Origin of the sequence: Pseudoalteromonas sp. BMB, from assembly GCF_001709235.1 — a bacterium.
GTDB lineage: Bacteria > Pseudomonadota > Gammaproteobacteria > Enterobacterales > Alteromonadaceae > Pseudoalteromonas > Pseudoalteromonas maricaloris.
This window is the reverse complement of sequence record NZ_MBQA01000105.1, coordinates 42,743-56,679: the sequence shown is the minus strand read 5'-3', so window position 1 is coordinate 56,679 and position 13,937 is coordinate 42,743. Positions and strand designations below refer to the sequence as shown.

The window sequence follows — 13,937 nt, the reverse complement described above, 5'->3', positions numbered from 1 at the left end:
GATTAGGTCTGCTTTTTATTTTCCAGATATCTCAAACCATCTAATCCTTGTAAGCCGCCGGTATGGATTGCGGTGATCACACTGCCTCTTTTGAAGTATCCTTGTTGAGCCAAAGTGAAAATGGCGTAAAACAGTTTACCAGTGTAAATAGGCTCAAGAGGCAAACGATATTTTACCTTCATTTCATGACAAAACCTCAGCAATTCAGGTGTAGTCTTGGCGTAACCTCCGTGGTGAAAATCATGGAGTAGCTGCCATGGCGCGCAGCGCTGAGCTGTGATTAATTCATGTATTTCCTGTGCTAGGTATTCAGCACCTTTTAGTACCGTAACACCTAAAACCTGCGTGTGGTTAGGTAATCCCGAGAGTAGTCCCGCCACTGTGCCGCCACTACCCACAGCCGTCATGACATAATCACTTTGAGGTAAGGAATGCGCTAACTCTTCAACGCCTTGCAGTGCAAGTGCGTTAGTGCCGCCTTCTGGTATGAGATAAGCATTATTAAACTTGGCTTGCAGAGTTTGAATGTATTCGGGTTGATTTCTTTGCTGGTATTCGACTCGACTCACGGGATGAAGTGTTAGCCCGCAAGCGCTTGCCATTTTTAGCGTTGGGTTGTGCTGGTCAATCTCTGGGCCTCTAACAATTAAGTGACCTTTGATTGCGAAAAGTTTGCACGCCATGCTAGTAGCATATAAGTGATTGGAAAACGCCCCGCCAAAAGTGACTAACTCTTCAAGGCCAGCTTGCTTTATGTGGAGTATGTTGTATTTTAGCTTACGCCATTTGTTTCCTTGGATCACAGGATGGAGCAAATCATCACGCTTAACCTGCAACGTTAAACCGTATTTATCCAATGTCGGGTGGTGAATAGTTTGGATTGGTGACTCGGTGATATTGGTGATGGTTTGCATGATGAAATCAGTCTGATATTTTGCACACTATAATAAATAACCCGAGCGTTTCACTCCAGAGGTTATCATACATCCTTGATTACCTATCTGCTATTTTGGACTCGAATTAGTAACACATCGCGATGTTAGAGAAAAATAGACAAAATCTCAGCTAAAAACTGGCAAGACGCTGGTTAATAGTTGTAAACTCAGATATTAATTGTGCAAAGCTTGTGTTTTACTTTGTAAGTACATAGCATAGAGCCCTAACTATAAGAAATAACAAGACCAAACAATTGCCGCTGTTGGGAATGGAACATATGCGAATTGCTCCTTTAACTTTTATTGTCTCGGCCTCGATCCTGGCCATGGGTACTGTTGCTCAAAGCGCTATGGCGCAAGATACTGCGACGGTCACTGCCATCGAGTCTGAATTGTCTAATAAGCAAAGCGAATTAGACAGATACTCGGTCGTTTTAGAAAAACACCTAGCAGAGGAAACGCGTCTGCAGTCTCAACTTGAGTTATTGAGAAAACGTTCAGGTGAGTTAGACAAAGAAAAAAATCAGGCCTTAGATGCAATGAATGAGTTGTATCGTCGGCTAATTGATGATCCTTCCATTGATATTTCTTCTGCGCAAACGCGTTATCAGCAAGCAGTGGCAGATCACAAGCAGAATAAAGAAGACATTGCGATGCAGATTGCGGCGATTGCATCACAGCGTAAAGATATTGAGCAGGTCCGTGTAACTAAGCACACCTTAGTAAATACGCTTGAAAACTTAAAAGATCAGCTTGGCACAGCGCGAGTAGAGCGACTACGTAATGAGTTTACTCGTGAAGGTACGCTAGAGGTAGACCACACGATTAACTGTAAGCGCACAGAAACCTTGGCGGCTTGTGAACAGCGTGGTCAGCAAATGGGGCTTCAAAAAGCAACTAAGCGCTTTATTGATCAGATTTTTGCTAACCTAACCGAGAGCCGTGTTGTCGAGCCAAAACGCAATATGGCTGGCGCGCAGGTTCAAGTGGTGAGCAGCCATGTTGTAAATAGTGGATTTAGTGGACAAGGCAACTACAACGTTAATCTCAGCGTGACGATGCGTGGTGATGTAAATAGCAGCCGCTTATGTAACCTGTTGAGCTTAGACAATCGTTATTGTGCTGAGTATGGCACTCCGCTTGCCGTAAATTACCAGTCGAACTACTCGACAGTCTACAGTGACAATCAACTGACTTTTTCGGACGAGCAAAGTGATCCGGTTGAAGTTGCGACTATTACAAAGCAGCCAGTCGTGGAGACCCCTCTTGTAAAAAAGTCACAAACGGCTGATAAAACAGTCGAGTTAACTTTAAGATCAAATGTTTACGACGACGAAGTGTTTATTAATGGAGTCAGCTACGGCGCGACAAAAACGACAGTAGCAATTCCTGCCGGATTTTATGATGTTGAGATCCGTAAATTAGGTTATGAACCTTATAAAGTGCGCATTAACCTACGAGCGGCACAAACCATTAATGCGAAATTGGTGAAGAAACGCCAATCGGTAACGTCTGTTGTAACGAAAAAGCCTGAGCCTGAAGCGCAACAATCACAAGTGGTCGCCGTAGCAACCACCGAAAATGAGCTAGCTATTATCCCCGCAGGTACTTTTAAAATGGGCGACCTGACGGGTAATGGTTTACCAAATGAGCGTCCCATTGTTGAAAAAGTGTTGAGTCATTCATATGCCATGCAGAGCACTGAGGTTACAGTGGCGGCTTTTCGCCGTTTTGCACAAAGCACTGGATATAAAACCTTAGCCGAACAAGGTAAAGGCTGCGCATACTATAAAAATGGCGAACCGGTTTGGGAGCTTGAATATAATTGGGAAAACCCAGGTTACGAGCAATCAGATAATTTTCCCGTTGTTTGTGTTGCTTATGATGATGCCAAAGCGTATGCCAACTGGTTATCTGGCGAAAAAGGACAGCAATTTAGATTACCCAATGAAGTTGAATGGGAATATGCGGCGCGTGCAGGCACTGCATCTGAGTACCCATGGGGTAATGAAATCGGAAGAAACCTAGCTAATTGTGGTTGGTGTGGCAGTGAGTGGTCTAATAAAAGTCCTTCACCAGTTGCCCAATTTTCACCGAATAGCTATGGCTTATATGATACTGTAGGAAACGTCTGGGAGTGGACGCAAAAGCGTGCTTCTCAGAGCGATGTTACAGTGCGTGGCGGTGCATGGAACTTCGCGCCGAGTTTGGCTCGAGTGTCAACTCGCTTAGCGTTAGCGCCAGATTTTAGAGCGAATTATATAGGTTTTCGACTTGTTCGAGAGCGATAAGTAGTAAATTAAGAGCAGCAGGTGATGCTGCTTTGTTTGACAGAATTCTGAAAGGTCACCCAGCCTCATGTTTAAAAAATTACGCGGATTATTTTCTAACGATCTCTCTATCGATTTAGGGACGGCAAACACACTTATTTATGTAAAAGAAGAAGGCATCGTACTGAATGAGCCATCGGTGGTGGCAATTCGTCAGGAGCGAGCTGGTGGCCCAAAAAGCGTTGCATCAGTCGGTACTGCGGCTAAGCAAATGCTAGGTCGAACGCCGGGTAACATCAAAGCTATTCGTCCGATGAAAGATGGGGTGATTGCAGACTTCTATGTAACAGAAAAAATGTTACAGCACTTTATTAAACAGGTGCACAATAATAACTTTATGCGCCCAAGCCCTCGTGTACTTATTTGCGTACCTTGTGGTGCAACGCAAGTTGAAAAGCGTGCTATCCGTGAATCCGCAATGGGTGCCGGTGCGCGTGAAGTGTACTTAATTGAAGAGCCAATGGCTGCTGCAATTGGTGCTGGTCTACCAGTATCTGAAGCAACGGGTTCAATGGTTGTTGATATCGGTGGTGGTACGACGGAAGTGGCGATTATCTCACTAAATGGTGTTGTTTATTCGTCTTCAGTACGTATCGGTGGTGATAAGTTTGATGAAGCGATTATTAACTATGTACGTCGCAATTTCGGAAGCCTAATTGGTGAAGCGACGGCTGAGCATATCAAACATGAAATTGGCTCTGCTTTTAAGAGCGAAACGCCGATTGAGATTGAGGTTCGCGGCCGTAACTTAGCTGAAGGGGTACCACGCTCTTTCACACTCAATTCGCATGAAATCCTAGAAGCGTTACAAGAACCTTTGATGGGGATTGTAAGTGCAGTAATGGTTGCGCTAGAGCAGTCGCCACCAGAGCTTGCCTCTGATATTTCTGCCCACGGCATGGTATTAACAGGTGGTGGCGCATTACTCAAAGACTTAGATCGTTTGTTGATGGAAGAAACTGGTATTCCAGTGGTGGTTGCCGATGATCCATTAACTTGTGTGGCAAGAGGTGGTGGTAAAGCGTTAGAGATGATAGACATGCACGGTGGTGACGTATTTAGTTACGACTGATGAATTTATTATTTGGCCGAACCGTACCTTTACAACTGCGACTTACTGTCGCAGTTGTGCTTAGTATTATTCTGATCATTGGTGACCGTTATACGGTTGGTGGGACTATGGTGCGAACCAGCTTAAACACTTTGGTTAGTCCGCTACTGTACGTCGCTAACATTCCCTATGAAGCGTTCAACTTGGGCCTGAAAAGTCTCAATACCAGAGAAAAGCTGCAACAAGAAAACCAAGCACTCAGAGAAAAACAATTAATACAGAGTGAGCAATTACAGCAACTTCAGTTTTTGCAAAAAGAAAATCAAGAATTGCGCGCCTTATTAGGTGCTTCGGCTAGGGAAACCAATCAACGTTTAATATCTCAAGTGTTGTCTGTTCATTCCAACCCTTATAGTCACCAGGTGGTGATTAATCGCGGTACTATTGATGGGATCAGCGAAGGGCAGGCTGTTATTGACGAAATGGGCATTGTTGGGCAGCTCACTCAAGTCGGTACAACGACCTCAAGAGTGCTGCTTATGACAGATACCACCCATGCGACACCGGTCAGAATATTGCGTAATGACGTTCGCACTGTGGTAGAGGGGACGGGTAAAATCAATAATGTTCGCCTTGCTCATGTACCGCATAGCATGGATATTCGCATTGGTGATGTGTTGGTCACTTCCGGGCTTGGTGGTACTTTCCCTGAAGGCTATCCAGTGGCTGTAGTTACTGAGATTGACAGAGACGAAGGCCTACCATTTGCACAAGTACAGGCAGAGCCGATTGCACAACTAGATCGCATTCGCTTACTTGTGGTGTTAGGTAAACGTAGCCAAGAGGCAATTAATCATGAGTAAACATAGCAACTTATTGATTGCATTGAGTGTCTTTGTTGCGTTAATCATGGCACTTATGCCATTGCCTTTTTCACTTGAACCATTTCGTCCTGACTGGGTATTATTGGTGCTGATGTACTGGTCTTTGGCCGTTCCTCACCGTGTGAATATTGGTTGGGCTTGGATGACTGGCCTGATAATAGATTTAGCGATGGGCGCACCACTTGGAGTGAACTCGTTGACCTATTCCATTTGTATTTATATTACCGCCAGCAACTTTCAGAAAATTCGTAATTTCTCCATCTGGCAGCAAGCAGTGCTGATCGGGCTATTTCTCGCGCTCTATCATTTGTTACAATTTTGGCTTAATCATTTCTTGCTTGATATCTACTTTAACCCGCATTATCTGTGGCCTGCAGTTACGGGTATGGTGTGCTGGCTGTGGATATTCCCACTGCTGAGAAAATATCGCAGACAGTTTAGGATCAGATAATGTCTATCTCTTTATATTTAGCTTCGGCTTCTCCGCGTCGCAAAGCGCTACTTTCTCAGCTTGGCTATTCGTTCGAGCAATTTAGTGTTGATGCTGATGAAAGTCCGCTAGACGATGAAACCGCACTACAGCTTGTGGAGCGTTTAGCGTGTTTAAAAGCGCAATCAGGTGTGGCGCTAGGGTATACCGACAGACCGGTTCTTGGCAGTGACACTGTGGTTGTCATTGACGGAGAAGCGCTTGGTAAGCCTCGTGATAAAGCGGATTTCAAAGCGATGATGCAGCGTCTTTCTGGTCATACACATCAGGTGATGACGGCGATTGCACTTGCAGATACAAGCAAAGTACTGAGCGATGTGATTGTGACTAATGTGACTTTTAAAACGCTGAGCGAAACTGAAATTGATGCCTACTGGGACACCAACGAGCCGCAAGATAAAGCGGGTGGCTACGGGATCCAAGGGGTAGGTGGACGCTTTGTAACTGAGATCCAAGGTAGCTATTTTGCAGTTGTCGGCTTACCTTTATATGAGACAGACGAATTAATTCAACGGTTTTTAAAATAAAATATGAGTAGCGAACTACTAATCAATGTCACCCCAAGTGAAAGTCGCGTAGCCTTAATCGAAAATGGGGTGCTGCAAGAAGTTCAAGTTGAACGGATCGGTAACCTCGGCATCGTTGGTAATATTTATCTTGGCAAAGTAAGCCGAGTTCTTCCTGGTATGCAGGCTGCTTTTGTGGACATCGGCTTGGAAAAAGCGGCGTTTCTACATGCGTCAGATATCGTGAACAGCGCTTCCATCGAAGAGGGGGTGGCTGAGTCCCCAGTTAAGAAAGTGCAGGATATTCGTGAGCTGGTTAAACAAGGCCAGTTCATTATGGTACAAGTAGTCAAAGATCCACTTGGCACAAAAGGCGCCAGACTGACAACGGACATCACTATTCCCTCACGTTACTTGGTGTTTATGCCTGACGCGACGCATGTGGGTGTGAGTCAGCGTATTGAAACTGAGCAAGAGCGCGACCGGTTAAAAGAGATCGTTGCACAATATAATGATGAAAACGGTGGTTTTATCGTTCGTACCGCTGCCGAAGGTGCTTCCGAAGCAGAGTTACAGCACGATGCGGAGTTTTTGAAAAAGCTTTGGCAAAAAATTGTGACTCGCCGCCGTAAAACGAGCAAAGCAAAAATTTTGCACGAGGATCTTACCTTAGCATTTCGCACCTTGCGTGATTATGTTGGTGAGGACATGGAGCGTATCCGTGTTGACTCAAAGTTAACTTACCAAGAGCTAAAGCTTTTCACTGAAGAGTTTGTTCCCCAACTCGCTAGTGCACTTGAGTATTACCCCGGTGAACGCCCCATTTTTGACTTGTTTGATGTTGAAACTGAGATCCAAAAAGCACTACATCGAAAGGTTGAGTTAAAGTCTGGTGGCTACCTTATTATTGACCAAACAGAAGCAATGACAACGGTTGATGTCAATACTGGCGCGTTTGTTGGCCATCGTAACCTCGAAGAGACGATTTTTAATACCAATGTTGAAGCGACGTCAGCAATCGCGAGGCAACTAAGGTTACGAAACCTTGGTGGTATCATTATTATCGACTTTATTGACATGATATCTGACGAGCATAAACGCCGAGTATTGCACTCTTTAGAAACCGCGTTGTCTAAAGACCGAGCGAAAGCCAATATTAATGGACTCTCTGCACTTGGGCTTGTAGAAATGACCCGTAAGCGCACGCGCGAGAGCCTAGAACATATTCTTTGTGATGTGTGTCCATCTTGCTCCGGTCGTGGTTCACTAAAAACGGTCGAAACCGTTTGCTATGAGATTCTACGAGAAATCGTGCGTGTGAATCGTGCATATGACGCTGATAAGTTTATGGTTTACGCCTCGCCAGCGGTGAGCGAAGCCTTGATCAACGATGAGTATCATAATTTAGCTGAGCTTGAATTATTTATTGGTAAGCAGGTTAGCATTCAAACTGAGAGCTTATATAGCCAAGAGCAGTTTGACGTAGTAATGATGTAATAGGGTAGCGGTACATGCAGGCTAAGGCCGTCTGTTTTTTCTGCCTGCGTAAAGCGTGGCAAATCTTTGCGATCACTTTAGTGACACTCGCGGTGCTGGTGTCTGCGCTAAAGTATGCCTTACCCTATGCAAATGATTATAGAAGTAACATCGAAGCGCTGATCCAAAAGCAACTGAATGTTGATATTAGTATTGGCCAGATCAGTGCGAGTTGGGAGGGCAATGGGCCTGCCCTAGTGTTGGAATCGCTCTCTTTTAAAGATAATAAAGACTCGCCAATTTCCATTAATATCGCCAAAACCTCGTTGCAGCTCAATGTATTTGAGTCGGTACGACAAATGCAGATCGCATCTAACTATTTTGTACTGGAAGGGTTTGAAGCCGATATAGATCTGAGTAAGTTAAACGCGGCTCAAGATCAAGGTGCTTTTGAGCAACAAGCATTAATTGAAAGCCTTTTCTTAGGTGATGTTGGGCATTTTGCGGTGCAAAACAGTCGTCTAAATATCACCTTTTCTAGTGGTAAGACTCACAGTTTACTATTGAAAGATTTAGTGTGGCAAAACTCTAGCGCATTACATGAAGGTGCGGGAGAAATCGCATTACCTGGATTTTCTCAAGGCCAGTTTAACGCTCGTCTTTCTTTGTCAGGACGAAAGCTACGTGAATTGGCGGGGAATATCTATGTATCTGCGGATAAGGTTAATCCGGTCGATTGGTTAGAAGAGCTTATCACCTTAGCGCACCCAAACCTAAAAGCAGACATCAATGCTCAGCTATGGTTAGGTTTTGAGCAAGGTACATTGCAAGATATCACCGTGGATATCAAACCCAGTACGTTGACTTGGCAAGAAGATGAAAATCAGCGTACGTTAGCATTAGACGATGCGCAATTTCTGTTAAAGCCAGATCAGCAAGGTTGGTGGGTGCAAAGTAGTGGTATCCAGTTTAGTCGCAATCAAGAAGCGCTTGCTCCTATTTTATTTGAAGCGAAATGGCATAAAGATAACAAGACCTTTTGGCTAAAGGATATTAACGCCAACTTTTTAGCTGAGTTAGCACAACTTGCTAAATTCCCTGGACGAGATTTGTTGTATGGTATGAATCCCAATGGTCAACTGAGCGCAGCGAAATTCAGTCTTGGTACTAATAATGCTTTTTCGGCATGGGGGGTCATTGAAGAGATAGCTTTTGAGCCATTTCATGGGATCCCTGGAATTTATGGTACCCGATTAGAGGTGAGTGCGACTGATGAGCAAGTTAGGCTCAATTTAAGTGCTGAACAAACTGAATTACTATCAAAAGAGACTTTCAAAGATAATATTAAGCTCCAGCAGCTCAGTGGTGATGTCTATATTCGCAATCAACAAACGCAAGGCTGGCAAGTTTCCAGTCCCAACTTTTGGCTTAGTAATCAAGATGTAGCGTTAGCCACAGAATTTTCCTTGCAGTTATCAGATGACCCTCGGCTTGATTTATATGCGGAACTACTCGGTGGGCGTGGTGAAATCGCTTCACAGTACTTTCCTGTCAGTATTATGCGTAAAAGCTTAGTCGATTATTTAGAAGCAGGGATCCAAGGTGGTCAGCACTTGCAGACTCAAGTCTTACTGAGTGGGGCGCTTTCACAATTTCCATTCGCTGATAAGCAAGGTCAGTTTGAAGTTAAATCACGTTTGAATGAGGTTACTTTTGGTTTTGCGCCGGATTGGCCTAGCGTTACTTCAGGTGATGTCACACTACACTTCGAAAACGAAAGAATGGATATCTACGCACACCGTGGGGAACTTGTTAATCAAAGTATTGATGAGGGTGTCATTGTGAGTATTGCGGATTTAAATCACGCTGATGTGCTGACTGTTGATATTAAGCACACCACAGAAGCGAGCACGTTACAGCCGTTCTTTGCGGCAACACCGCTCGCAGATCCGCTCGCGAATATATTAGATATTGTTCAAGGTAAAGGTGATGCAAAAGGGGATGTGCAATTGGCCGTTGACCTGCACTCAGGTGCCGTACATGCTAAAGGTGACATCTACCTAGACAACAATCCTGTTTTTTTGGCAAAGCCTGGGATGCAATTACAGCAAGTGAAAGGTGTGGTTAGCTTCGATGATGACACTATCACAGTGAATAATTTGTCTGCTAAGTGGCTGGACATGCCCCTTTCGTTAGACTTATCAGGGAGCGGAGATAAGCAAAATTATCAAGTCACGACCAAGGTCAGTCTTGAAGCAGGGATTGAGCAACTGCAACCGCACGCAAATGGAATTATCGACGGCTACTTTGAAGGCAATAGCGTGCTGAGCACTGAGCTTATCCTTAATTTTGCCGATGCTGGATTTAACTATAAAGCCAAATTTGCGAGTGATTTACGGGGGATTGCAAGTCACTTACCCGATCAATTCGCTAAACCCGCTGATCAAGCTAAACTGCTAAGCGGCACTGTATTAGGGGATGATATTTCGAATCTTGTTACGGCAAGCCTAGATAATCAATTGTATTTTAATGGCATCGTTGAAAATGGATCCGGTGCGATGCGTAATGCACACCTGATAATTGGCAGTAAAGATGAAGGCTTAAATGCATCCGGTTTTGATATCACAATCAAACAACAAGAAGTCGAGCTGCTGCCTTGGTTACCACTGATCAACCGCATTATTAAAGCGCCAAATTCAGGTTCCGACCCTACATTTCTACCAGCACTGAATCAGGTAAATGGCTCTTTCTCAAAAGTAACGTTTTCAGAGATCCCTTTCCATGATGTTGACTTTACTATGGCCGCGATTGACGGCGCGATGCAGCTTAAAATCAATAGTAAAGAAATGCGCTCACAAGTGGCTATTCCAGCGTCAAGCTCAAGTCGGCCTATTCACATTAATAGTGATTATTTACGTCTAAATTTACCTAAGACAGAGCCGCTAGCGCAAGAGACAGTGGAAAAAGACGTTCACTCATTAGATTGGTTGCTGAGCTTACCTGCAACCGAATTTGTATGCAGTGACTGTAAAGTCGGTGAATATCAGTTAGATCAGGTCAATATGTCGCTGTTTGGAGATGGTAATAGACTCAATATCTCAGAGTTAGTGATTGACAAAAAAGATCATAAACTCAATGCCAGTGGCCGCTTTGAGCAAGGTAAAACGACGCTAAGTGGCGCGTTAAACAGCGATGATTTTGGTGAACTAACGGATGAGTTTGATATTACTTCGACTATCAAAGATTCCCGCGCCAATATTAATTTTGCCCTCAATTGGCAAGGCGCACCGTACGAAATGGATTTACCTAGCCTAGGAGGCGAGTTGACTTGGCGCTTAGGTGAAGGTCATTTGGCAGAAATAAGTGATAAAGGGGCACGCGTCTTTTCGCTACTGAGTTTGGATTCTTTGATCAGAAAGCTACGCTTGGACTTTAGGGATGTGTTTTCTAAAGGCTTTTTCTATAACAGTATGAGTGGTTCGGTACAACTAACGAATGGTATTGCGATCACTGAAGATTCAAAGCTTGATGGCGTGCCAGCTGATCTAACGATACGTGGCTATGCCGACCTCAATACTCATGAAATTAATTATGATTTGGCCGTCGCACCACAAGTCACGTCGAGTTTACCTGTGATTATGGCATGGGCGGTGAACCCTGTGACGGGGTTAGCTGCACTAGCATTAGATAAGGTTATCCACTCCGCGCGAGTGATCTCTGAGATTAATTTTAAAATCACCGGAACGATGCAAGAGCCAGTGGTTACCGAGGTTGATCGTAAGAGTAAAGAAATTGAGTTACCCAAACCGGTTGTGCCTCCTAGTGAAGAGGCTATGCCAGATGGAGCTGATGAGAATACCAGTAAAGAAGCACCAGCATTGAATTCAGAATCACAACCAAGTGCTACACTTAAGCAAAGTGAGCAACCTCTTGTGTCGCAAAATAAGGAAAGTGGTAATGGCTAAGGTGATTGCATTGCCAATGTGCTCGGCTAAAGCACCCCAAACAAATATAGATTACCTTAAAAACCAGCTGGCTAAGTTAGTGGTTGAAGAGCCAACCTTAGTCTGTTTGCCTGAAACTTGGCCGGCATTTTGCGACAATGCTCAACAGACTTGGGAATACACGCAGTATAATGAAGCGCTGCTTGGAGAGCTCTCAGCGCTTTGTCAACAACATAACATTTGGTTGGCGGCAGGTACCATCGCGATACCAAGTCAGAACGATAAATATTTGGCTGCGAGTTACTTATTTAATTCGAGTGGCGAAATCGTAGCACGCTATAATAAGATCCATCTGTTTGACGCCGATGTGAGTGACAAAACTAAACAATATCGAGAGTCTGAGCGAACAGAGTCTGGACAGGATGTCGTGGTAGTGGATAGTCCATTTGGCAGAATTGGATTAAGCGTATGTTATGATCTGCGCTTTCCAGGTTTGTTCCAAATGATGAGAGCGCAGGGAGCTGAGCTATTTTTAGTCCCGAGTGCTTTTACCTGTGCAACGGGCAAGGCACACTGGCAGCCATTATTACAGGCGAGGGCGATAGAAAACCAATGCTATGTAGTTGCAGCCGCGCAAGTAGGTTGTCATGAAAATGGCCGAGAAACCTATGGACACAGTTTAATTGTATCGCCTTGGGGTGAAGTCTTAATTGACTCTGGTGAGAGTTTAGAACCCATTTCACAGCAGCTAGATAGCGCGTTTCTTGATTCGATCCGGCAAAAAATGCCGGTTGTGGATCATAACCGATTTAAAAGTGAGTTTTTATGAGTAATGTAGAGCAGAATTTACTGACCAATAGCCAGCTGACACGTGAGCAATTATCACAAACTCTCGAGTATATTCATCAGCACAAAGTAAATTATGCCGATCTGTACTTTCAATCAAGCTACCACGAAACTTGGGTGCTGGAAGACGGCATAGTCAAAGACGGCAGCTACAACATCGAACGTGGTGTTGGTGTGCGTGCAGTGAGTGGTGAGAAGACTGGCTTTAGTTATTCTGATGCCATCAATATTGAAGCGTTAACCAAAGCAGCAGAAGCTGCGCGTAGCATCGCGCAAGCTGGCGAAAGCAGTAAAGTCCAAGTATTTAGCGATGTAAAAGCACCCATTCAATTTCAACCAGCACAGCCAATTACCAGCATGAGTGATGCGGATAAAGTGGCTTTACTAAGAGAGATTGAACAGTGCATTCGCGATTTAGCGCCTGAGGCGCAGCAAGTAGTCAGTTCGCTGTCTGCGGTATATGAAGAAGTGTTAATTGCCGCAAGCGACGGCACATTTGCAACCGACATTCGCCCGTTAATACGTTTAAATTGCTCGGTACTGCTTGAGAAAAATGGTCGCAGAGAGCGTGGCAGTGCCGGTGGTGGTGCGCGTTTAGACTATGGTTACTTTAAAGAATTAGTAGACGGTGCACCGAGATGGATGCAGTTTGCCAAAGAAGCAGTGCGCCAAGCACGTGTGAATCTTGAAGCCATTGATGCACCAGCAGGTGCGATGCCTGTGGTGCTCGGTTCTGGTTGGCCGGGCGTTTTGTTACACGAAGCTGTTGGACATGGCCTAGAAGGTGATTTTAATCGTAAAGGTGCCTCTGCATTCAGTGGCAAAATAGGTGAACAAGTCGCTTCGAGTCTTTGTACTGTGGTGGATGATGGCACGATAGCCGACCGTCGCGGCTCTTTGAATGTGGACGATGAAGGTACGCCAGCGGCATACAACGTACTGATTGAAAACGGTATTTTGAAAGGCTATATGCAAGACAAGCAAAACGCGAGCTTAATGGGCGTGGCGCCTACAGGTAATGCGCGTCGTGAGTCTTATGCCCATTTACCGATGCCGAGAATGACAAATACCTACATGCTTGCGGGTGAGCACAGTCAAGAAGAGATCATTCGTAGCGTAGATAAAGGCATTTTTGCTAGTAACTTTGGCGGTGGTCAAGTGGATATTACCTCCGGCAAATTTGTATTCTCAGCATCTGAAGCCTACTTAATTGAGAATGGCAAGATAACCCAACCCATTAAAGGCGCAACGCTTATTGGTAATGGTCCAGAGGTGATGAAAAAGGTCTCTATGGTAGGTAGTGACCTTGCGCTTGATAAAGGCGTTGGAGTATGTGGTAAAGATGGTCAAAGCGTCCCTGTGGGAGTCGGTCAACCGAGTTTGAAGATTGACGAAATTACTGTCGGTGGTACAGCGTAATACTACCTACGCAAACTATTGATAAGCAAAAAGTAATAAGCAAAAAGGCGCATCAG

At 44.7% G+C, this 13,937-nt stretch carries 10 protein-coding genes; 9 read left to right on the top strand and 1 reads right to left on the bottom strand.

Annotated elements, in window-relative coordinates:
- Positions 1-2: 2 nt before the first annotated feature.
- Positions 3-914: a 1-aminocyclopropane-1-carboxylate deaminase/D-cysteine desulfhydrase gene (locus tag BB427_RS07750; RefSeq protein WP_069020070.1), complete on the bottom strand. Its 912-nt coding sequence runs from the start codon at positions 912-914 to the stop codon at positions 3-5.
- Positions 915-1,213: 299 nt separating this feature from the next.
- Here BB427_RS07750 and BB427_RS07745 point away from each other — a divergent pair, with 299 nt between their 5' ends.
- The 9 genes from BB427_RS07745 to tldD all read left to right on the top strand — a co-directional run bounded on the left by BB427_RS07745 (position 1,214) and on the right by tldD (position 13,881).
- Positions 1,214-3,226: an SUMF1/EgtB/PvdO family nonheme iron enzyme gene (locus BB427_RS07745; protein WP_069020068.1), complete on the top strand. Its 2,013-nt coding sequence runs from the start codon at positions 1,214-1,216 to the stop codon at positions 3,224-3,226.
- A gap of 67 nt (positions 3,227-3,293) precedes the next feature.
- Positions 3,294-4,337 (top strand): rod shape-determining protein, encoded by a 1,044-nt coding sequence (locus tag BB427_RS07740; RefSeq protein ID WP_010376642.1) that lies wholly within the window; start codon positions 3,294-3,296, stop codon positions 4,335-4,337.
- Entirely contained in the window at positions 4,337-5,179 is an 843-nt protein-coding gene (gene mreC, locus BB427_RS07735; RefSeq protein WP_010376644.1) for a rod shape-determining protein MreC, read from the top strand. Before BB427_RS07740 ends, mreC begins: the two co-directional genes overlap by 1 nt.
- Positions 5,172-5,651, top strand: a complete 480-nt coding sequence (mreD, locus tag BB427_RS07730) for a rod shape-determining protein MreD (RefSeq protein WP_010376646.1) — start codon at positions 5,172-5,174, stop codon at positions 5,649-5,651. Before mreC ends, mreD begins: the two co-directional genes overlap by 8 nt.
- Positions 5,651-6,217 (top strand): Maf family protein, encoded by a 567-nt coding sequence (locus tag BB427_RS07725; protein ID WP_069020058.1) that lies wholly within the window; start codon positions 5,651-5,653, stop codon positions 6,215-6,217. The genes mreD and BB427_RS07725 overlap by 1 nt, the downstream gene beginning before the upstream one ends.
- 3 nt (positions 6,218-6,220) lie before the next feature.
- Positions 6,221-7,693, top strand: a complete 1,473-nt coding sequence (rng, locus tag BB427_RS07720) for a ribonuclease G (protein ID WP_045990521.1) — start codon at positions 6,221-6,223, stop codon at positions 7,691-7,693.
- Between the two features lie 14 nt (positions 7,694-7,707).
- Positions 7,708-11,637, top strand: coding sequence for a YhdP family protein (locus BB427_RS07715; RefSeq protein WP_069020056.1), 3,930 nt, complete (start codon positions 7,708-7,710; stop codon positions 11,635-11,637).
- Positions 11,630-12,445: a carbon-nitrogen hydrolase family protein gene (locus BB427_RS07710; protein ID WP_069020054.1), complete on the top strand. Its 816-nt coding sequence runs from the start codon at positions 11,630-11,632 to the stop codon at positions 12,443-12,445. The genes BB427_RS07715 and BB427_RS07710 overlap by 8 nt, the downstream gene beginning before the upstream one ends.
- The gene (tldD, locus tag BB427_RS07705) at positions 12,442-13,881 is read left to right on the top strand and encodes a metalloprotease TldD (protein ID WP_069020052.1); all 1,440 of its coding nucleotides are present in this window, start codon (positions 12,442-12,444) and stop codon (positions 13,879-13,881) included. Before BB427_RS07710 ends, tldD begins: the two co-directional genes overlap by 4 nt.
- Positions 13,882-13,937 lie beyond the last annotated feature (56 nt).